Source organism: Pseudomonas putida (genome assembly GCA_029953615.1).
In the GTDB taxonomy this organism is placed as follows: domain Bacteria; phylum Pseudomonadota; class Gammaproteobacteria; order Pseudomonadales; family Pseudomonadaceae; genus Aquipseudomonas.
The window spans coordinates 5,601,328-5,621,395 of record CP124529.1; the positions used below are offsets into that span (position 1 = coordinate 5,601,328).

The 20,068-nt window shown below is 65.5% G+C and carries 15 protein-coding genes and 3 pseudogenes; 2 read left to right on the forward strand and 16 right to left on the reverse strand.

Annotation, left to right across the window (positions count from 1 at the left end):
* The first annotated feature begins 75 nt into the window (after window positions 1-75).
* Window positions 76-805: pseudogene (locus QIY50_25755) on the forward strand (thioredoxin family protein).
* A gap of 120 nt (window positions 806-925) precedes the next feature.
* Here the strand turns inward: QIY50_25755 and ureG are convergent.
* The 9 genes and pseudogenes from ureG to QIY50_25800 all read right to left on the reverse strand — a co-directional run bounded on the left by ureG (window position 926) and on the right by QIY50_25800 (window position 7,731).
* Window positions 926-1,549, reverse strand: coding sequence for an urease accessory protein UreG (ureG, locus tag QIY50_25760; protein ID WGV20607.1), 624 nt, complete (start codon window positions 1,547-1,549; stop codon window positions 926-928).
* 11 nt (window positions 1,550-1,560) lie between these two features.
* The gene (locus QIY50_25765; protein ID WGV20608.1) at window positions 1,561-2,235 is read right to left on the reverse strand and encodes an urease accessory UreF family protein; all 675 of its coding nucleotides are present in this window, start codon (window positions 2,233-2,235) and stop codon (window positions 1,561-1,563) included.
* A pseudogene (locus tag QIY50_25770) lies at window positions 2,235-2,781 on the reverse strand (HupE/UreJ family protein). Before QIY50_25770 ends, QIY50_25765 begins: the two are co-directional and overlap by 1 nt.
* A 17-nt stretch (window positions 2,782-2,798) precedes the next feature.
* A complete protein-coding gene (gene ureE / locus QIY50_25775; GenBank protein WGV20609.1) occupies window positions 2,799-3,302 on the reverse strand; it encodes an urease accessory protein UreE in 504 nt (167 codons plus the stop codon).
* Window positions 3,303-3,311: 9 nt separating this feature from the next.
* On the reverse strand, window positions 3,312-5,015 hold the full coding sequence (ureC, locus tag QIY50_25780; GenBank protein WGV20610.1) for an urease subunit alpha: 1,704 nt from the start codon (window positions 5,013-5,015) through the stop codon (window positions 3,312-3,314).
* A complete protein-coding gene (locus QIY50_25785) occupies window positions 5,012-5,329 on the reverse strand; it encodes an urease subunit beta (GenBank protein ID WGV20611.1) in 318 nt (105 codons plus the stop codon). Before QIY50_25785 ends, ureC begins: the two co-directional genes overlap by 4 nt.
* Before the next feature lie 19 nt (window positions 5,330-5,348).
* Window positions 5,349-5,651, reverse strand: coding sequence for an urease subunit gamma (locus QIY50_25790; protein WGV20612.1), 303 nt, complete (start codon window positions 5,649-5,651; stop codon window positions 5,349-5,351).
* A gap of 9 nt (window positions 5,652-5,660) precedes the next feature.
* Complete coding sequence (locus QIY50_25795; protein ID WGV20613.1) at window positions 5,661-6,494, reverse strand: urease accessory protein UreD; 834 nt, start codon at window positions 6,492-6,494, stop codon at window positions 5,661-5,663.
* A gap of 322 nt (window positions 6,495-6,816) precedes the next feature.
* Window positions 6,817-7,731 carry a tyrosine-type recombinase/integrase gene (locus tag QIY50_25800; GenBank protein ID WGV20614.1) on the reverse strand — a complete coding sequence of 305 codons (915 nt, stop codon included), beginning with the start codon at window positions 7,729-7,731 and terminating at the stop codon, window positions 6,817-6,819.
* A gap of 214 nt (window positions 7,732-7,945) precedes the next feature.
* On the opposite strand from QIY50_25800, the gene QIY50_25805 reads away from it, so the two are divergent.
* Window positions 7,946-9,127, forward strand: coding sequence for an NnrS family protein (locus QIY50_25805; GenBank protein WGV20615.1), 1,182 nt, complete (start codon window positions 7,946-7,948; stop codon window positions 9,125-9,127).
* A 175-nt stretch (window positions 9,128-9,302) separates the two neighbouring features.
* Here QIY50_25805 and QIY50_25810 read toward each other — a convergent pair.
* The 7 genes and pseudogenes from QIY50_25810 to QIY50_25840 form a co-directional block, all read right to left on the reverse strand.
* Window positions 9,303-11,565 (reverse strand): annotated as a pseudogene (locus tag QIY50_25810) (ATP-dependent DNA helicase).
* Window positions 11,562-13,211 (reverse strand): VRR-NUC domain-containing protein, encoded by a 1,650-nt coding sequence (locus QIY50_25815; protein WGV20616.1) that lies wholly within the window; start codon window positions 13,209-13,211, stop codon window positions 11,562-11,564. Before QIY50_25815 ends, QIY50_25810 begins: the two are co-directional and overlap by 4 nt.
* A gap of 229 nt (window positions 13,212-13,440) precedes the next feature.
* Window positions 13,441-14,742, reverse strand: coding sequence for an MFS transporter (locus QIY50_25820; GenBank protein WGV23122.1), 1,302 nt, complete (start codon window positions 14,740-14,742; stop codon window positions 13,441-13,443).
* 98 nt (window positions 14,743-14,840) lie between these two features.
* A complete protein-coding gene (locus tag QIY50_25825) occupies window positions 14,841-16,058 on the reverse strand; it encodes a fumarylacetoacetate hydrolase family protein (GenBank protein ID WGV20617.1) in 1,218 nt (405 codons plus the stop codon).
* A 20-nt stretch (window positions 16,059-16,078) separates the two neighbouring features.
* Window positions 16,079-17,137 (reverse strand): Ldh family oxidoreductase, encoded by a 1,059-nt coding sequence (locus QIY50_25830; GenBank protein WGV20618.1) that lies wholly within the window; start codon window positions 17,135-17,137, stop codon window positions 16,079-16,081.
* 34 nt (window positions 17,138-17,171) lie between these two features.
* Window positions 17,172-18,713, reverse strand: a complete 1,542-nt coding sequence (locus QIY50_25835) for an altronate dehydratase family protein (GenBank protein WGV20619.1) — start codon at window positions 18,711-18,713, stop codon at window positions 17,172-17,174.
* A gap of 378 nt (window positions 18,714-19,091) precedes the next feature.
* Complete coding sequence (locus tag QIY50_25840; protein WGV20620.1) at window positions 19,092-20,039, reverse strand: LysR family transcriptional regulator; 948 nt, start codon at window positions 20,037-20,039, stop codon at window positions 19,092-19,094.
* Between the last annotated feature and the right edge of the window lie 29 nt (window positions 20,040-20,068).

Consider the following 20,068-nt stretch of genomic DNA (forward strand, 5'->3'; position numbering starts at 1 on the left):
CCGGTCACCGCGGCCTGTCGATTCAACCCGCCCGTGCTCGACTAGGGTGTGAATCCCCAATGTGGAGACAGCACCATGAGCACGAGCGAAAGCAGGCACCCGGTGGTTTCCCGCAGCCAGTGGCTGGCGGCCCGCCGGCAGCTGTGGCTGCACGAAAAGGCCTTTACCACACCACCGCGACGCGCTGGCCGCAGCCCGTCGCGCCCTGCCCTGGGTCAAGGTCGAGCACGGCTACCGCTTCTACGGGCCAGACGGCAAAAGGGACCTGGCCGAGCTGTTCGCCGGCCGCAGCCAGTTGCTGGTCTACCATTTCATGTTTGCCGAGGGCTGGAGCGAAGGCTGCCCCGGTTGCTCGTTCCTGGCCGACCACTTCGACGGCGCCAACCTGCACCTGGCACATCACGACGTGTCGCTGGTGGCGGTGTCGCGGGCGCCCTATGCCGAGTTCCAGGCCTTCCGCCAGCGCATGGGCTGGCAGTTCCCCTGGTATTCGTCACATGGCAGCGGGTTCAATGAGGACTTTGGCGTCAGCGTTGGCAGCGAGGGCCAGCGGCAGTACAACTATGAGCCCTATGAGGGTAATGAAAGCGAGCTTCCCGGGCTGAGTGCGTTCTACCGTGATCCGGATGGCAGCGTTTACCACACCTATTCCACCTATGCCCGTGGCCTGGATATCCTGGTCAACACCTACAACTTCCTCGACATTGCGCCACTGGGGCGCAACGAGGGTGGGACCATGGACTGGGTGCGGCACCATGACCGTTATGAAGGGCAGCCGAACAAGCCTGACTGCTGCCACAAATAACGTGAGGCAACACCTATCCCTTGTGGGAGCGGGCATGCCCGCGAACACCGGCAAAGCCGGTGCCAGGCACTGCGTCGCCTGTTTCGCGGGCGCGCCCGCTCCCACTGGGGACGCGATATGTCAGCCACGCACACCCAGCATCCCGCGCTCGACGATGAAGTCGATCACCGCCTGCAGCCCCTCGCCCTTCTTCAGGTTGCTGAAGGTCCATGGCCGCTGTGGGCGCATGCGCTGGGTATCGCGTTCCATCACTTCCAGCGAAGCGCCCACATAGGGCGCCAGGTCGGTCTTGTTGATCACCAGGAAATCCGACTTGGTTATCCCTGGCCCACCCTTGCGCGGGATCTTCTCGCCTTCGGCCACGTCGATCACGTAGATGGTCAGGTCGGCCAGCTCCGGGCTGAACGTGGCACTCAGGTTATCGCCGCCGCTTTCGACGAAGATCACCTCGAGGTTGCCAAACTTGCGCGCCAGCGCTTCGACCGCCGCCAGGTTCATCGAGGCGTCTTCACGTATCGCCGTGTGCGGACAACCGCCGGTTTCCACGCCGACGATGCGCTCCGGCTCCAGGGCCCCGGCTTCGGTAAGGATGCGCTGGTCTTCCTTGGTATAGATGTCGTTGGTGACCACCGCGATCTGGTAGTGATCACGCATGGCCTTGCACAAGGCTTCGAGCAGCGCCGTCTTGCCGGAGCCGACCGGGCCGCCGACACCGACGCGCAGGGGTTGTTGATAGCTTTGCATGCAGGCAGTCCTCAGGAACGGAACAAACGGGTGTATTGGGTTTCGTGACACGATGAGGCAATGGCCAGCAACGGCAAGCCGCCGCCTAGCTGGTCATCGCCCAAAGCCAGTGCCTGGTCGAAGGCGGCGGGCAGCCCTGCCCCCAGGTCACGCAGCAACGTCTGGGCAGCCTGCTGGCCGAACGGCACCAGCTTGACCCCGGCCATTACTGCACCCTCCAGCCAGGCAAAACCATGGCCAAGGGCCAACTGGCGCAGTGGGATCGCCCAGTGCGCAGCCAGCCAGGCCATACCGCCGAGCTGGGTGAGTTCGAGGCTGGCCCGCCAGGCCGGCGCCTGGCCCAGTTGCCAGCCGTCCAGAAGCCGTGCCAGCGCCGCACCGCGCTGCTGTTCTTCCAGACGCAACTCGGCGGTTTCGCGGTTGGCCAGCAGAAAACGGCTCCAATGGCCGAAGGCCTCGGCGTCCTCGGCCTGGCAGGCGTGGTACAGGCGCGCCAGCACCGGCCAGTCGAGGCAGGCCAGGGTGTCGTCGATCTGCTCCCGCTGCCAGGCAGCGAAACCATCCGCGCCCCGTACCCAGCCGGTCTCGACCGCCCATTCCAGGCCTTGCGAGTAGGTGAAGCCCCCCACCGGCAAGCCAGGGCTGGCCAGTTGCAGCAGGCGCAGCAGCGCCAGGTCGCTGTCCATCAACCGGCCAGTACCAGCGCGGCGCCGGCCAGCAGGCCACCGCCAAAGGCCTTCTGCAGGCCGCTATGCCTGCGCAGCAAACAACCGACCGCGAAGCCGGCCGCCAGCAACAAGCCGCTGACCGCGACGAAGCCGGCGCTGAACTGCCAGAACGCGCTGGGTGTGGCTTCCACGCCATGGGCCCAGCCATGGAACAGGGCGAACACCGGCATGGCCATGGCCAGCAGCAGCTGGCGGCTGGGCAGCAGCACGGCCCCGGCAGCTACCAGCAGCGACACGGCAATCAGGGTTTCCATGCCCAGCACATCGCCAAACAGGTGGCCGCACACCGCGCCACCGAACATTGCCGCCAGGGTTGCCAGGGGTAGCGTCAGGCTGCGCCGGGTCAACGCGGCGAGCACACCGGTACCCAGCAGCATCAGCAGGTGGTCAAGCGCCAGTCAGCGGGTGCAGCAGGCCGTCCTGCAGCGGGTTGGCGTCGTGCCCGGGGTGGGCGAAGGCTGGCAGCGCCAGCATCAGCAGAAACAGGGCGAAAGTCTTTTTCATTGGTTGCTCCAGGCAGTTCAGGAATGGGCAGGCAAGCGCACGAACGGATGATCGTGGCCGTGTGCATGGCTGTGGCTATGGCTGTGCGGCGCGCTTTGGTAGGCGCCCGCTTCAGGCTCGAAAGGCGCCTGTTCGGCTTCTACCGTCAGGCCCAGACCACGCAACATGTCGTCCAGCACATGGTCGTGCTGGAAGCGCAACAGGCCGGGCTCGATTTGCAGCGGCACGTGGCGGTTGCCCAGGTGATAGGCCGCGCGGGCCAGCAAGTGCGAGTCGGCGCAGCGCACCGTGGACACCGCCTCGGGCGCCGCCAGCACACGGATCAGCTGGGTGCCCTCGGCATCGGCCAGCAGTTCGCCGCCGCGCAGCAGGTGGCCGCGCTCGAGCATAAGCCCGGCCTCGCGGCCATCATCCAGGGTCAGTCGCAGGCGGCTCTTGATGCGGCTGTCCACGTCCAGGGTGACAGTACCGGTTTCACCCAGTGTGCCGGGGTCGGTGATACGGCGGGTCAAGACAATCATCGGGGCTCCTCAGAACAGGAAGTAACGCTGGGCCAGCGGCAGTTCGCGGGCCGGCTCGCAGACCAGCAGTTCGCCGTCGGCACGCACCTGGTAGGTCTGCGCATCGACCTCGATCAGCGGCTGCAGGGTGTTGTGGACCATGTCGGGCTTGCGTACCCGGCGGCAGCCGTGGGCCACGCCGATCAGGCTGCGCAGGTTCAGTTCCTCGGCCAGGCCGCGGTCCATCGCCGCCTGGGGCAGGAAGGTCATGCGCGTGGCATGCCGCGCCGCGCCCAGGGCGCCGAACATCGGGCGGTAATGCACCGGCTGCGGCGTAGGGATGGAGCCATTGATGTCGCCCATGGGCGCGGTGACAATCATCCCGCCCTTGATCACCAGGGCCGGCTTGACCGCAAAGAACGCCGGCGCCCACAGCACCAGGTCAGCCAGCTTGCCGACTTCCAGCGAACCCACTTCGTGGCCGATGCCGTGGGTCAGTGCCGGGTTGATGGTGTACTTGGCGATGTAGCGTTTGACCCGGAAGTTGTCGCTGTAGCTGGTGTCCGGCGCCAGTGGCCCGCGGCGCAGCTTCATCTGGTGGGCGACCTGCCAGGTACGCAGTACCACCTCGCCAACCCGGCCCATGGCCTGGGAGTCGGACGAGGTCATGGCAAAGGCGCCCATGTCGTGGAGGATGTCCTCGGCGGCAATGGTTTCGCGGCGGATGCGCGACTCGGCAAAGGCCACGTCTTCGGCGATGCTCGGGTCCAGGTGGTGGCAGACCATGAGCATGTCCAGGTGCTCGTCCACGGTGTTGACCGTGTACGGCAGGGTCGGGTTGGTCGAGGACGGCAACACATTGGCCTGCCCCGCCGCACGGATGATGTCCGGGGCGTGGCCACCACCGGCGCCCTCGGTGTGGAAGGTGTGAATGGTGCGGTCGCCGATGGCCGCCAGGGTGTCTTCGATGCAGCCGGACTCGTTGAGGGTATCGGTGTGGATCGCCACCTGGATGTCCATTTCCTCGGCCACACCCAGGCAGCAGTCGATGGCCGCCGGTGTCGAGCCCCAGTCTTCGTGCAGTTTGAGGCCCACGGCGCCGGCCGCGATCTGCTCGCGCAGTGCTTCCGGCCGCGAGGCGTTGCCCTTGCCCAACAAGCCGATGTTGATCGGCAGGCTGTCTGCGGCCTGGAGCATGCGCGCCAGGTACCAGGGGCCGGGCGTGCAGGTAGTGGCGTTGGTACCGGTGGCCGGCCCGGTGCCGCCGCCGATGAAGGTGGTGACACCACTGTTCAGCGCCTCGTCCACCTGCTGCGGGCAGATGAAATGAATGTGCGAGTCGACGCCACCGGCGGTGACGATCTTGCCCTCGGCTGCGATCACTTCGGTGCCGGGGCCCACCGGCACGTTCACGCCCGGCTGCACATCGGGGTTGCCAGCCTTGCCGATCACCGCGATACGCCCGTGCTTGATGCCGATATCGGCCTTGACGATGCCCCAGTGGTCGATGATCAGGGCATTGGTCAGGACCAGGTCCATGGCTTCGGCGGCCAGCATCTGGCCCTGGCCCATGCCATCGCGGATGACCTTGCCGCCACCGAACTTCACCTCTTCGCCATAAATGGTGAAATCCTGCTCCACCTCGACCCACAGCGCGGTGTCGGCCAGGCGTACGCGGTCGCCCACGGTGGGGCCGAACATGTCGGCATAGGCCTGGCGGGAAATACGGCTCATGCCCTACCCTCCAGCGCGCCCATCACCTTGCCCTGAAAGCCATGGACCTCACGCTTGCCGGCGTAGGCCACCAGTTGCACGGTACGCGCCTGGCCGGGCTCGAACCGCACGGCGGTACCCGCGGGGATGTCCAGGCGAAAGCCCAGGGTCGGTGCGCGCTCGAATACCAGCGCCTCGTTGACTTCGTAGAAGTGGTAGTGCGAGCCAACCTGCACCGGCCGGTCACCATGGTTGGCCACGCTGACGCTGACCGTTGCGCGGCCGCTGTTCAGCTCGATGTCGCCGGCGGCGACCTGGATTTCACCTGGGATCATGCGGGGCTCCTGGGCAGTTTCAGACGATGGGGTCATGCACGGTCACCAGCTTGGTGCCATCCGGAAAAGTCGCTTCGACCTGCACGTCGTGGAGCATTTCGGCAATGCCGGGCATTACCTGCTCGCGGCTCAGCACTTCACGCCCCAGGCTCATCAGCTCGGCGACAGTGCGACCATCACGGGCGCCTTCGAGCACGGCGGCACTGATCAGCGCCACCGCTTCCGGGTAGTTGAGCTTCAGGCCACGGGCCAGGCGCCGCTCCGCCAGCAACGCGGCGGTGAACAGCAGCAGTTTGTCTTTCTCTCTCGGGGTCAGCTCCATGGCGCTCTCTCAGGTAGCCCAGATACGCGGTGGGCAGGCCGGCAGGCCGAGGACGGCCGGGCGCAGCACATGCCACAGGCGTTGCAGGGTGCGTTGCAGGTGTTGGTTGTCATGGTCGAGCACGCGGATTACCAGCAGCGACCCGAGCAGGGTCGCACCGGCTGGATTGCCCAGTTCGTCGAGCAGCAGGCGCACCTGTTCCAGCACGGCCTGGTCGGCCGGTGCGGCGCAGAAGGTGGCCAGCAGCGGATGCCCGCCAAGCTTGTCCAGGCGCCCGCCTTCGAGGCGCAGGCGCTCGTGCAGGCCGACTTCGCCGGGCAGTTCGATGCGTAGACGGCTGTCGAGGGCACCCTGGTCGAAACGCTCGCCCATCACCGGGCGCCCCAGGCACAGGGTTTCCCAGGCCAGCAGGCGCGCCCCCGGTTCCAGGGTGAAACGGCTGTCGAGGCTGGCACGGGCACCGGAGAACAGGATGCTGTCCTGCGGCAGCCATTCCAGCGTACTGTCAGCGGCCAGGTGAAAGCGCTGGGCCAGCCGCGCGGTCGGGCCGATGCTGCGGTAGAACTTGCTGGCGCCGGGCATGGTCAGCAGCGCGTGGCTGCCCGGCTCCAGCCGGATGTCCAGCTCCAGACGGTCGCCAGCGACGATGCCGCCGGGTGGGTGCAGCACGTAGACATGGCATGGTGCGCCTTCCGGATAGAACGGCCGCTGCACCAAAAGAGGTCCGAAATGCCGCCACGCACCAAGGCGGGTCACTTCGTCGCGCCTGACGAAGCGCAACTGCAGGTGAGCACTCCAGCCTGCATCGTCTTGACGTTGTTCGATCTGCTCCGCGAGCGACATCCTGCGGCCCCTGAAATCCGTGGCCTGCTGGCCGTTTAGAGGGGCAGGCCTGCACGGCTGAAGTGCCCGCGGCCTGACCACTCGATCAAATTCTCAGGCTGGATATAGCAGGTTGCGGGCCAACTCCGCAGGTGAAGGAAAATGAAACTTTTGCCACAGCCGCTCTGGCATCGGGCATACGGGGAGATGGCGCACAAAGCCGGGGCGCACTCAGGCCCTGTTTAGGTGCTGGACTGAGAGAATACTGGGGCCGCTACGCGGCCCATCGCCGGCAAGCCAGCTCCCACAGGGATCGCGCATGGCTTGAGGTCAGCGAGAAAACCTAGTAATCGAAGCGGTCCACTGCACGCCGGCGCTCGTTGTCGTCGCGCCGGTCGTAGATTGCGGTGGTCTGGATATTGGCGTGGTGCGCCAGCTTCTGCGCAATCGACAGGTCATGCTCTTCGATCACCCGGGTGATGAACGCCCGGCGGAAGTCGTGCGGCATGATCTTCACGCCCACCTGCGCGCCACGCTGGCGGGCAATGTAATAAATGGCATGCTTGGTGATACGCGCCCGGGTGATATGGCTACCACGGCGGATGCGGTTGAACAGGAACGGGTCATCTTCGGCACCTGCCGGCAAATCCTGGCGGCGCAGGTCCAGCCATGCCTGCAACTTTTCGAACGCCCATGGCGGGGCGTACTTGATCAACTGGCGGTTGCCCTTGCCCAGCACCTGCAGGCTGCGCGCCTCGAAGTCGACCTGATCCAGGTCGATGTCTACCGATTCCGACTTGCGCATCCCGGTGCCGTACAGCAAGGCGATGATCGCCGCATCACGTACCCCCTGCGGCCGTGGATCGGCCGCACACACATCCATCAACTCGCGAATCAGGCTACGGCGCAGGTTGCGCCCCGGCGGCAGGCGGCTGCCGGTGGCCGGCTTGACCTCGCGAATGCGCAGCAACTGCTCGTGATCGATCAGGCCCTGACGCCAGGCTTCGTTCATCACACCGCGGATGGCATTGACGTACAGCGACGAGCTGTTGGGGGCATAACCGTCGGCACGCAGCGCTGCCACCAGGGCAATCACATGGCCGGGCTCGAGCCGGTGCCAAGGCACATCGACAATATTGCAATCGACGAAACCCAGCCGGTCGGCAGCGTCCTGAAGGATGTAGCGCATGGTTTGCTGGCTGGATGGGGCCAGGCGGGCCATGTACTGCAGCAGCGGATTTTTCGAGAGGTCGGACAAAACGTGAATCCTGTAGCGAAGCGTTGGCCAGCGGCGAACCGGCCAAACCCTGGAGCAAGTCAAAACGACATACAAGCAGGTCAAAACAACAGCAGGATAGGCATGTCGTTCTGACCCCAAGAGGTGCCATCACCTTGATATACAAGGAGTTTGAAGTTGGCACGGATCATGATCTTACCCCAATTGAGCCTACTGAACGAATGAAGGTCCGCCCATGCTTGTGCAGCCGATCGATTCACGCCCACGCCAGGCCGTCTGGGGCCTGGGTTTCCGCCCATTCTTCCTGGGAGGTAGTTTGTTTGCGCTGCTTGCCTTGCTGATGTGGGCCGGCGCACTGGCCGGGGCACTGGAGCCCACGCCACCCGGCGGCATGCTCGCCTGGCACCGCCACGAGATGCTCTATGGCTTCGCTGTCGCCATCATCGCGGGTTTCCTGCTGACCGCCGTGCAGAACTGGAGCGGCATCCCAGGCTTGAGCGGGAGCGCGCTGCAGGGCTTTTTCCTGCTTTGGCTGTTGGGTCGGGCGAGTTGGTTCCTGCCGTTACCGGGCGGCTTACTGGTGGCAGTCGAGGGCAGCTTCCTGCCACTGTTGGCACTGGCCCTGGCACGGCCGATCGTGCAACGGCGCTTGCGTAACAACTACCCGATCATCGGCCTGGTGCTGCTGATTGCCGCCTGCCAGTGGCTGACCCTGGTCGGCTGGCTGCGCCAGGACGAACTGTGGCAGCGCCGCGGGGTGTTTGCCGGGTTGTGGCTGGTGGCCGCGATGATGACCGTGCTTGGCGGGCGGGTGATCCCGTTCTTCACCCGGCGCGGCCTGGGCAACATGGCCCCGGCCCCTGCCCGTCCCCGGCTGGACCGGGCCTGCCTGCTGCTCAGCGTGGCGGTACCGCTGGCCTTTGCCTCGGGCTTGGCCGATACGCCGCGTACAGGCCTGGCCGTGCTGTTCGGCGCCTTGTTCGCCTTGCACACTGCCCGCCTGGCCTTGTGGCATCACGCTGGCCTCTGGCGTGTGCCCCTGCTGTGGTCGCTGCACCTGGCCTATGCCTGGATTGCCATTGCCTGCCTGGGCATGGCGCTGTGGCACGCCGGGGTGGCGCTGAGCCTGAGCCTTGTGACTCACGCCCTGACCGTGGGTGCCATGAGCGGCTTGATCCTGGCGATGATGGCGCGGGTCAGCCTGGGCCACACCGGCAGGCCGCTGCAGGTGCCAACCAGCATTGCCTGGGCTTTTGGCTTGATCCAGCTGGCGACACTGGCAAGGGTGGTGCTGCCGCTCTTCACACCGCTGGGGGTGAGCCTTTCGGTAGTGTGCTGGAGCCTGGCCTTGCTGCTGTTCCTGCGCCATTACCAGCCCATTTTGCTGCAGCCCCGGGTAGATGGCATGCCGGGCTAGCCTTGATGCCCAGATTGGGGCCGCTTTGCGGCCCATCGCCGGCAAAAGCCAGCTCCCACACCGACCGCGCCGACCTCAGGGCACACGCTGTACCTGTGGGAGCTGGCTTGCCGGCGATGGGCTGCAAAGCAGCCCTAAGTTTTCAGCGCAGATGCGTAAATTGCCGGGGGCCGCGTTATCCTCCCGGCGCCGGCCACCACCCCGGGAACATCTGCTGTACCCGGGGTTCGGCGAAGCGCTCATCAATCAGCACCAGAACACCACGGTCCTGGTCACCACGGATCACTCGGCCAGCCGCCTGGATGACCTTGCGCACGCCCGGGTAGAGATAGGCGTAATCGAACCCCGCACCGAACTGCCGCCCCAGGCGCTGCTTGAACTGCTCGTTGACCGGGTTGACCTGGGGCAGCCCGAGGGTAGCGACAAACGCGCCGATCAGCCGCGTGCCCGGCAAGTCCACCCCCTCGCCGAAGGCGCCACCCAGCACCGCAAAGCCCACCCCGCGGCCATCCGCCACAAAACGGTCAAGATACCCCTGGCGGGCCGCTTCGTCCATGCCCGGTTCCTGGGCCCACAGGGGTATCTGTGCATGCCGCTCGGCCAGCAGCCCGGCCACCTGTTGCAGGTACTCGAAACTGCTGAAGAACGCCAGGTAGTTACCCGGCATGCGTTCGTACTGCCGGGCAATCAGCTCGACGATCGGCGCCAGCGAAGCCTGGCGTTGCTGGTAGCGGGTGGATACCTGGCTGGCGATGCGCACTTCCAGTTGTTCGGCGCGAAACGGCGCGGCCACTTCCAGCCAGGCGGTATCGGCCGGCATGCCTAGCAGGTCGCTGTAGAAATGCCGCGGGCTCAGGGTGGCGGAAAACAGCGTCACGCTGCGCGCCGCCTGCATGCGCGGGGCCAACAGCCGCGCCGGGGTGACATTGCGCAGGCACAGGGTGGCCAGCCGCCGCTTGCGCGGGCCCTGGCGCTGGCTGATGTCGAACAGGAAGTGCTCGTCGAACAGCTCGGCAACCCGGCTGAACTGCAATGCCTGGTAGAAGGAACTGCAGCACCTGCGGGTCCATCTGCGCAGGCGTCTGGTTCATCTGCTCCTGGATCAGCCCGATGCATTGCTGCAGGGCACGCAGCAAAGCGTCCGGTAGCGAATCGCTGGCCTGGTACGGCGCACGCTGATCCTTGTAGAGGGCGTTCCACTGCCGGTTCAGCCGGTCAAGCGCACTGACCAACCCGGGCGGTTTGCTCTGGCGCAGGGCCAGCAACTGGCCCTGGTCGAGGCTGGCGCTGTACATGCCGCGCCCGCGCTCGACCAGGTTGTGCGCCTCGTCCACCAGCACCGCGACCCGCCACTGGTTGGCCTGGGTCAGGCCGAACAACAAGGCATGGGCATCGAAGTAGTAGTTGTAGTCCGCCACCAGCACATCTACCCAGCGCGCCATCTCCTGGCCAAGGTAATACGGGCACACCTGGTGCGCCAGGGCCACCTCGCGCAGCTGGGCGCGGTCGAGCAAAGGCAGCGCTGCCGCCGCCGCCCGCGCGGCCGGCAGGCGGTCGTAGAAGCCTGCGGCCAAGGGGCAGGATTCGCCATGGCAGGCCTTGTCAGGATGCTCGCAGGCCTTGTCGCGGGCGATCAGTTCCAGCGTGCGCAAGGCCGGCTGCGGCGTGGCATCGGTGATCTGGCGCATGGCATCGAGGGCCAGGGCCCGGCCCGGGGTCTTGGCGGTGAGAAAGAACAGCTTGTCCAGCTGCTGCGGCACCATGGCCTTGAGCAGCGGGAACAGGGTACCCAGGGTTTTACCAATTCCGGTGCTGGCCTGGGCCATCAGGCAACGGCCGGTACTCACCGCCTTGTACAGGGTTTCGGCCAGTTGTCGCTGGCCTTGGCGGAACGCCGGATAAGGGAAGCCCAGCGCTTGCAGGCCCCGGTTACGCTCGGCCAGGCGCTGCTCCTGCCCTTGTGCCCAAGCCAGAAAGCGTTGGCACTGGGTTGTGAAAAAGGCCTGCAGTTCGGCAGCCGTGCAGTGCTCACTGATCAGCGTCTGGCCATCGCTGTCCACGTCCAGGTACACCAGCGCCACCTCGATGGCCGGCAGTTGCCGTGCCTGGCACATCAGCCAGGCATAGACCTTGGCCTGCGCCCAGTGCAGTTGCCGATGGTTGGCCGGCTGGCGCGACAGGTCGCCACGGTGGGTCTTGATTTCTTCCAGGCGGTTGCAGGCGGGGTCATAGCCGTCGGCGCGGCCACGCACCGTCAGGGTTTCGAACTGGCCTTCGAGGGCGATTTCCGACTCGTAGCCCGCAGCACGTCGTGCCACCACCCGCCGATGCCCCTCGATCCCCTCCTGGGCGGTGGGTGATGGCGTGAAGCGCAAATCCAGGTCGCCGACCTTGGCGCTGAACTCGCACAAGGCGCGTACCGCCACGCTGTAGCTCACGGCATTTCGCTCCAGCGTACATGGCACACCGCGACGGGCAGGCCGTGGGCCCGGCAGAACTCCAGCCAGCGCAGCTGGTTGTCCTGCAGGCGGTCGCCGGGGCCCTTGACCTCGACCATGCGGTAGCGGCCCTGCTCGGGCCAGAACTGGATCAGGTCGGGCATGCCGGCGCGGTTGTTGCGGATGTCCTGCAACAGGCGCAGGAAGCACTGTTTCAGGTGGGCCGCCGGCAGGCAGGCCAAGGCTTGTTCGAGCAATTCTTCACTGAGCATGGACCAGAACACGAACGGCGACTGCAGGCCTTGCTTGGCGGCGTAGCAGTCGAGAATCGTGCGGTGATGGCTACCATCGTCGAGCCGACCCAGGCAACGTTCGAACAGGGCACTGCGACGTTGCTGAAAGTCGCTGTCGTGCAGGTCCTGCGGGGCGGCCTGGAACGGGTTGAAGAACGCGCCAGGCACCGGGGCGAAAATCGCCTCCCAGCACAGCAGGCCGAACAGGCTGTTGAACAGCGTGTTCTCCACGTAATGCACCGGCCCGTCGGCTTCGGCCAGGTGCTGGCGGACCGCTTCCTCCACGCCCAGGGCTGCCAGTTCCCGCGGCAGCTCCAGCTCGATCAGCTCCAGCGGGGCGGCACGCTGGCGCCGCTGTGGCGGGCCTCCGAGCTTGCGCGCCAGGCGTGGCAACATGCGTTCCAGCGCCTGCACTTCCAGGGCGTTGGCCGGTGCCGCCGCCAGTTGCAGCGCCAGCGCATGGGCCTGGGGCCACTGCTCGCTGCGTTCCAGCACCCGCACCTGGCGGATGCGCGCCTGGGCGTGGCTGCATTGTGCGTAAACCGCCATGGCCTGCGCCCAGTCGCCCAGGCGTTCGCATTGCTGGCCCAAGGCGAATTGCAGGCGCGCATGGCGCCGGGCCAGCCACGGGTTGTCGCTGTGCAGGCCCTGCATGGCAGCCAGGATCGACAGCGGGTCATCGCCCTGCTCCAGGCGTTCGGCGCATTGGTGCAAGGCCATGGCCAGGTCGACTTCAGCACGATGTTGCAAGGCACGCGAATCGGAGCTGAACGGCACCTGTTCGTAGCGCAACAGGCCAAGGTCTGCCAGGACGAAGTCCGACCAGTCCTGGTACAGGTTGCCGAAGAACAGCAGGCGCATGCGGTCGCACAAGGGTTGCAGGCACCACTGGAGGATGCGCATGCCGCTGCCCGGGAACCACTCGGCCAATGACCGGGCTTGCAGGCCCAAGGGTTGCAGTTGTGCAAGCAGATCATGTTTGGCGGCGCGAGGCCGGCTAAGGTGCGGGGCAAAACAGCGGGCAAGCTCGTCCTTGCGCAGCAAGGCGAACAGTTGCTCCAGCGCCAGTTGCGCAGGTTCCCGCACCCAGCCGAGGGCCAGCAACGGCTGCAGGGCCTGCCCAGTATCGCCGATTTCGGCATAGTCGAGGCGATCACTGCGAAACAGCTCGCCTTTGCGCATGACCATGCGCACCATCAGGGCCTGTGCCGGGGCGTCCAGGTGGCTGAAGGTGCGGATGAAAGCGAGTTCCTGATCGTCGAGCAGGTCTTCGTAGCGCTGTTCGACCCACAGCAGCACCTGGCGGAAGTTGTGCAGGTAGTAGAACGGGTCGTCGACGGAATGGGCGATCACGGGATGGGGTCAGGCGGCTGGAATGGATACTGGTTATACATACAGACCAGTAGGCCTGGCAAGTGCCGTGGGTCAGCTCGGTGACGCTGTCTGCAGGAGCGGCCTTGTGTCGCGAAAGGGCCGCACAGCGGCCCCGGCGCTTTCGGCGTTGACTTCAAAATCCGGGGCTGCTGCGCAGCCCATCGCGACACAAGGCCGCTCCTACAGGCGTCTTGCGACGGCGCAACGGTTACTCAGTCGCGGCAACCATCCCCGCCGCCTTGACCTTGGCGCTGCCAATCGGCGCCTGCAGCAGCAGGAAGTACGCCACCGCCGAACACAGCGCCACCACTGCACTGATCATGAACGCCGTGGTAAACGAGCCGGAGTACTGGATGCTGAAGCCGGTGACGATCGGCGCCACCGAGCCGGCAATGTAGCCGCCAAAGTTCTGGATCGAGCCAAACGAGGCCACCCGCTGGCTGTCGACGATGGTGTTGACGATCATCCAGGCGGTGGCGCTGGCCATGTTGATGCTGAACAGCGCCAGGCACAGCAGGATGATGCAACCGGTCAGGCCGGTGACGAACGACAGCGGCAGGGTGAACAACGCCGCCAGCACCAGGCCGGTGATGACGCTGAACTTGCGGCTGGCCAGCACGCTCATGCCGCGCTTGACCAGCACATCGCAGAAACGCCCGGCGACGATCGTGCCGGCGGCACCAAAGCCATAGGCCAGCGACACCACCCAGGCGGTCTTGTACAGGTCCAGGCCATGCTCACGCTCGAAATACCCAGGCAGCCAGGTCAGGTGCAGCCAGAGCATGTAGATCACGCCCATGAAGCCCAGCACCGCGCCCCAGGTACTGCGGTGCTTGAACAGGTCGAGCCAGCCGGCGAAGTACGAGGCCTTCGGCGCTTGTGCAGCAGCTGCCGGCGCCTGCTGCCCAGCCGGCAACGGCTTGCCTTCGGCAGCAAGCTCCGCCAGGTAGCGCGCCTTGCTTTTGTAGAAGGTCAGCCAGCACAGCGCCAGCACCACACCGATCACACCGGTGATGATGAACATGCCGCGCCAGCCGAAGTTGACCATGAACAGCGTCAGCAAGGGTGGCGCCAGGCACGGGCCAAGGCAGGTCGAGGACCAGACCACACCGGTCGGGGTGCCGCGTTCGTTGGCGTCGAACCACTCAGACAAGGCCTTGGCCGCCGACGGGAACATCGGTGCCTCGCCAATCCCCAGCAGTACCCGCAGGCCCATGAAGCCGGCAAAGCTGTTGACCATGCCGAAAGCTGCCTGGGCCACCGACCAGCCCAGCAGCGAGGCGCCAAGGGCGATCTTGCTGCCCAGGCGGTCGATGATCATGCCCATCGGCAGCTGGGCGAAGGCATAGGCAATGGAAAACGCCGACAACAGGATGCCCATCTGCGACGGGCTGATCATCATGTCTTTCTGGATCGAGGTGTTGGCGATCGACAGCGCACTACGGTCCAGGTAGTTGACGATGCCAATCAGCAGCAGGAACACGACAGTGATGCGTTGGTACTTCTTCATAGGGTTCATGTGATGACCTTTATTATTATTGTTGCCGCGCTGTCAGCGCCTTGGCGATCCTTCGTTCAAGCTGCGCCCTCCCTGACGCAGCGCACCGCTCAGGGCTGGCGCGCGGTGGTTGCAACGTCAAGCAGGCCGCGCCGGCTGAGGTTGTCGATCAGTGCACGCAGGCCAAAGTCCCACCGCGGTGCCAGGTCGCTGGTAGTCACGCGGTTGCACAGGGTACCCAGGTGCGGGTTACTGATGCTCACCACATCGCCCGGTTTGTGGGTGAAGCCGTTGCCCGGTTGGTCGCGGTCCTGCCTGGGAGCGAACAAGGTACCGAGGAACAGCACCAGGCCGTCGGGGTACTGATGGTTCTCGTTGAGGGTTTGCTGCACCAGATCCTGCGGGTCGCGGCTGATCTGGCGCATGGAGCTGCGACCAGCGAGGATGAAACCGTCTTCGCCCACCACCTGCAAGTCCACTTCGGCGGCGCGCACGTCGTCCAGGCCGAAGCTTTCGTCGAACAGGCGCAGCAGAGGGCCCAGCGCGGTGGAGGCATTGTTGTCCTTGGCTTTGGACAGCAGCAAGGCACTACGGCCTTCGAAGTCGCGCAGGTTGACGTCGTTGCCCAGCATCGCGCCCTTAATGCGACCATCACTGGATACCGCCAGCACCACCTCCGGTTCGGGGTTGTTCCAGTTTGACTTGGGGTGAATGCCGATGTCAGCGCCGTGGCCGACTGCCGACAGCGGCTGGGCCTTGGTGAATACCTCGGCATCCGGGCCAATCCCCACTTCCAGGTACTGCGACCACAGGCCCTGCTCCACCAGCACCTTGCGCAGCGCTTCGGCCTGGGCCGAGCCTGGCACGACGTGCGACAGGTCGGCGCCGATGCGGCTGGCCAGGGTGTCACGGATGGCATCGGCCTTGGCCGGGTCGCCCTTGGCCTGCTCTTCCACCACACGTTCCAGCAGGCTGGTGGCGAAGGTCACCCCGGCGGCCTTCACCGCCTGCAGGTCGATGGGTGCCAGCAGCCATGGCTGTTGCGGGTCGCGCAGGGCCGGGTCGCTGTTGCCCAGCAAGGCTGGCAGCCCGATCAGCGGCTCGGCCAGCGGCAGACTGCGCAGGTAGGCCACCGGGTCGGCCACTTCCAGCAGGGCCGAGACGGTGGCTACATGGGCGGTGATATCGTGCACGGCACCAGCCTTCACCAGCACCACCGCAGGGCCCTGCTGCGGCAGCCAGACCCGCCCTACCCAACTGCCGCTGTCGAACGCGCTGGCATCGTGATTCAGAGGCAGCGGTCGCTTGCCGTTTGCTCGATCGGACATCTGTGTACCCTTACTGTCGTTCATTGGGAAAGTGCCGGCAGTTGCAACTGCACGGCCAGGCGGTCAAGGTCGGCCACCAGCTGTGACGAAAGGCTTGCGCCCCGCTCCAGGGCCTGGCGGCGCAAGGCAAGGCCAGCCTGCCCGGGCAGGCGCACCGGGCGCTCGGGGTCCAGCGGCCGGCTGGCCAGTACCAGCCGGCCAAGGAAGCTGGTTTCGTCGGTGAACGCCTGCAGGCCGCCGAAGAATCGCGGGTCGATGACCACGGCGGTGGCCGAGGCCCCCCACTGGTCGGGTGCATCCTTGCGGCCATGGCCGGCCAACCCCGAGGTCAAGGCTTCGACCAGCAGCGCCAGGGCGAAACCTTTGTGGCCAAAGGCCTGGCCACCCAAGGGCAGGATGCTGCCTTGCGGGCTGCTGAAGAAGTCGTGCGGATCATCGCTCAGTTGCCCGTCATTGCTTACCAGCACCGGGTGCGGCAGGCGGCTGCCAGCGTCGCGACACTGGCCGACCAGGCCGAGGGTGACGGTGGACATGCTGACGTCCAGCAGAATAGGCTCGCCTTGGGTCGGGATACCTGCGGCGATCGGGTTGGGGGTATAGACCGGGTCGACGCCGCCATGGGCGCAGACCAGCCCTACCGACGGGTCCGAGGAATACAGCATGGCCACCAGGCCCTGATCGGTGTAAGGCTTGAGGTAGGCTGCCAGGCAGCCGATATGCGCGGCGCGGCGTACCACGGCAATACCGATGCCTTGCGCAGTGGCGCCCTTTGCCGCGCAGTCCAGGGCACGGCTGACGCAGTACGGCCCCAGCAGGTAGTGGCCATCGAACAGGCTGGAAATGCCACTGTCCGACACCTGTTCCAGTTCTTGCGCGCGGGCCTTGACCTGGCCGCCGAGCATGCCGCCGATGTAGCGGCTGACCAGGTTCAGGCCATGGGTGCGATGGCCCAGCAACTCGCCCTCGAGGAGTACCCGGGTCACGACCTGGGCTACTTCGGTATCGGCGCCGGCCTTTTCGAATAGCCGCTCGACGAAGGTGGTGAGCGCTTGCACGTTGTAATGTGTGGCTTGAGTCATTGCGGTTGCCTCGAAAATGGGACAGGGCTGGCGATCAGGTCACGGCACCGGTCTGCCAAGGCACGAACTCGTTCTGCCCGTAGCCGTGCAGTTCACTCTTGCTGCGCTCACCGGAAGCGATGCGCAGCATCTGTTCGAAGATGAACGCGCCGCGTTCTTCGATGCTGGTGGAGCCGTCGGCGATGCCGCCGCAATTGACGTCCATGTCTTCTTGCTGGTGCTCGAACACCTGGTTGTTGGTGGCCAGCTTGATCGATGGCGCCGGGGCGCAGCCGTAGGCCGAGCCGCGGCCGGTGGTGAAGGCGATCAGGTTGGCCCCGCCAGCCACCTGGCCGGTGGCCGAAACCGGGTCGTAGCCGGGGGTATCCATGAACACCAGGCCTTGGGCGCGCACCGCTTCGGCGTACTGGTACACATCGACCAGATTGCTGGAGCCGGCCTTGGCCACCGCGCCGAGGGACTTCTCGAGGATGGTGGTCAGGCCCCCGGCCTTGTTGCCGGCCGAGGGGTTGTTGTTCAGTTCGGCGTTCATGCGCTGGCAGTAGTCTTCCCACCAGCGGATGCGGGCCAGCAGTTTTTCGCCCACCTCGCGGCTGACCGCACGACGGGTCAGCAGGTGCTCGGCACCGTAGATTTCCGGGGTCTCGGAGAGGATCGCGGTACCGCCGGCGGCCACCAGGCGGTCGACGGCATTGCCCAGCGCCGGGTTGGCGGTAATGCCGGAATAACCATCGGAACCGCCACACTGCAGGCCGACCACCAGGTGCCGCGCGCTGACCGGCTGACGCTGCACCTGGTTGGCCTCGGCCAGCAGCGCTTTGACCTGTTCGATGCCGGCGGCGATGGTTTTGGAGGTACCGCCGATACCCTGGATGGTGAAAGTACGCAGCTGGGCGCTGGCCTGCAGACCCTGGGTTTCCAGCAGGCTTTCGATCTGGTTGGTTTCGCAGCCCAGGCCGATGATCAGCACGGCGGCAAAGTTAGGGTGCATGGCGTACCCGGCCAGGGTGCGACGCAACAGGCCCAGGGCTTCACCGCCGGGATCCACCGCACAACCGGCGCCGTGGGTCAGCGCCACTACGCCATCGATGTTCGGGTAATCGGCCAGCACTTGAGGGTGGATGTCGCGGCGAAAATGGTCGGCCACGGCCCGGGCCACGGTCGCCGAGCAATTCACCGAAGTCAGGATGCCGATGTAGTTGCGGGTGGCGACCCGGCCATCGGCGCGCACGATGCCCTGGAACTGCGCCTCGCTGACGGGCTGCCTGCGGGTATCGACACCGAAGGCGTAGTCACGGGCGAAATCGCCCATCTGCACATTGTGCACATGCACGTGCTCGCCGGCTTCGATGGCCTGCGAGGCAAAACCGATGATCTGCCCGTAACGGCGCAGGGGCTGGCCCTGCTCCACACGTTCGGTAGCGACCTTGTGGCCCGAGGGGATCGGCTGGCGCACGGTGATCGCCTCGGCGTCCAGGCGCAGGCCTTGCGCCAGGGCCTGGCGAGCGATAAGCACGTTGTCCAGCGGGTTGAGGCGGATGACGGCAAGGTCACCGGACTTGGCAATCAGTTGCATGGGACCTCTCAGGGCGGTGCGGCTGGCTTCTTGTCATGGCTGCGACCACTGTAAGAAGCCTTGGGCGACATTCCCAATGAGATGATCCGATCGAACGATAACCCCCAGTTATCGCGAGGAGGTACTTGAGCGTGATTTACAATCGCCTGCGAGGGATATTGGGGCCGCTGCGCAGCCCATCGCCGGCAAGCCAGCTCCCACAGGGATCGCGCCACCTTTGGGAGTTTGAGCAAGACAGTTGCTCTCAAAGGCAGGGCGCAAGCCTCAAGAGGTTCGCTGTGCAGCTACCACAGGTTTGCACATGGCTTGAAGCCTACGCGCTCGGTGTGGGAGCTGGCTTGCCGGCGATGGGCTGCGCAGCAGCCCCAATGGCTTTACCTACTCCTTCTGGCGACGGCGAGCGCCCTCCAGCAGGATCTCGACAAACGCCTGGGCGGAAGCGCTCAGCGGCTCGTCCTTGCGGGTAACCACACCGTACTCCAGCGCATCCAGGTGCAAGGGGCTGCGCAACTCTTTCAGTTGGCCACTGGCCAGCTGCGCGGCAACCATCGAGCGCGGCAACATGGCGATCATCGGCGCCGCTTGCAGCAGTTGCAGGAACATCGGCATGGAGATCGTCTCGACGCAGTCGGCCGGCGTGGCAATGCCAGCAACCCGGAAGGCTTGCTCCAGGCGATTGCGGATCGGCGTGCCCACCGGGTACAGCACCCATGGCCAATCGCCCAGCGCCTCCAACGGCGTGCTTTGCAGCTGGTTGAGCGGGTGATCGCTATTGACCACCAGGCTGAACGGTTCGGGCTCCAGGGGCTGGAACTCGAACAACTGGCTGAAGCGTTCCTCCGTGAAGCGGCCAATCATGATGTCTAGCTTGTTCTGCTCCAGCATGGCCAACAAGTGATCGCTGGAATGCTCTACCACTTCGATCGACAGTAACGGGCTGCGTGCCTTGATCGTGGCGATGGCCTGCGGCAGCACCAGCGCGGTGGCGGCAAAGATCCCGCCGACGCGGATAAAGCCGTGCCCGCCGTTGCGCAAGCGGTTGACCTGATCGACGAACTGTTGCGACTCGGCCAGCGCGCCTTGAGCATAACGCACCACATACTCACCCAGTTCGGTGGGGGGCATGCTACGCGGCAGGCGCTCGAACAGGGCAAAGCCGAACTGCTCCTCGAGGTCACGTAACATCTTGCTCAGTGCCGGCTGGCTGAGGTTCATGCGCGTGGCGGTGGCGTGCATGTTGCGGGTGCGCGCCAAGGTGTCGATCAGCACCAGGTGCTTGTAGCGGATCCAGTTGCAAAAGCTGGAATGGGTCATGTCTGGCGGCATCGACGCAGGGCCTCAGGCAAGTGAAAAGG

Bases quoted from the DNA above. Each gene is read 5' to 3' on its own strand.
- ureG (WGV20607.1), bottom strand. From the start codon at position 1,549: ATGCAAAGCTATCAACAACCCCTGCGCGTCGGTGTCGGCGGCCCGGTC.
- QIY50_25765 (WGV20608.1), bottom strand. From the start codon at position 2,235: ATGGACAGCGACCTGGCGCTGCTGCGCCTGCTGCAACTGGCCAGCCCT.
- ureE (WGV20609.1), bottom strand. From the start codon at position 3,302: ATGATTGTCTTGACCCGCCGTATCACCGACCCCGGCACACTGGGTGAA.
- ureC (WGV20610.1), bottom strand. From the start codon at position 5,015: ATGAGCCGTATTTCCCGCCAGGCCTATGCCGACATGTTCGGCCCCACC.
- QIY50_25785 (WGV20611.1), bottom strand. From the start codon at position 5,329: ATGATCCCAGGTGAAATCCAGGTCGCCGCCGGCGACATCGAGCTGAAC.
- QIY50_25790 (WGV20612.1), bottom strand. From the start codon at position 5,651: ATGGAGCTGACCCCGAGAGAGAAAGACAAACTGCTGCTGTTCACCGCC.
- QIY50_25795 (WGV20613.1), bottom strand. From the start codon at position 6,494: ATGTCGCTCGCGGAGCAGATCGAACAACGTCAAGACGATGCAGGCTGG.
- QIY50_25805 (WGV20615.1), top strand. From the start codon at position 7,946: ATGCTTGTGCAGCCGATCGATTCACGCCCACGCCAGGCCGTCTGGGGC.
- QIY50_25820 (WGV23122.1), bottom strand. From the start codon at position 14,742: ATGAAGAAGTACCAACGCATCACTGTCGTGTTCCTGCTGCTGATTGGC.
- QIY50_25825 (WGV20617.1), bottom strand. From the start codon at position 16,058: ATGTCCGATCGAGCAAACGGCAAGCGACCGCTGCCTCTGAATCACGAT.
- QIY50_25830 (WGV20618.1), bottom strand. From the start codon at position 17,137: ATGACTCAAGCCACACATTACAACGTGCAAGCGCTCACCACCTTCGTC.
- QIY50_25835 (WGV20619.1), bottom strand. From the start codon at position 18,713: ATGCAACTGATTGCCAAGTCCGGTGACCTTGCCGTCATCCGCCTCAAC.
- QIY50_25840 (WGV20620.1), bottom strand. From the start codon at position 20,039: ATGCCGCCAGACATGACCCATTCCAGCTTTTGCAACTGGATCCGCTAC.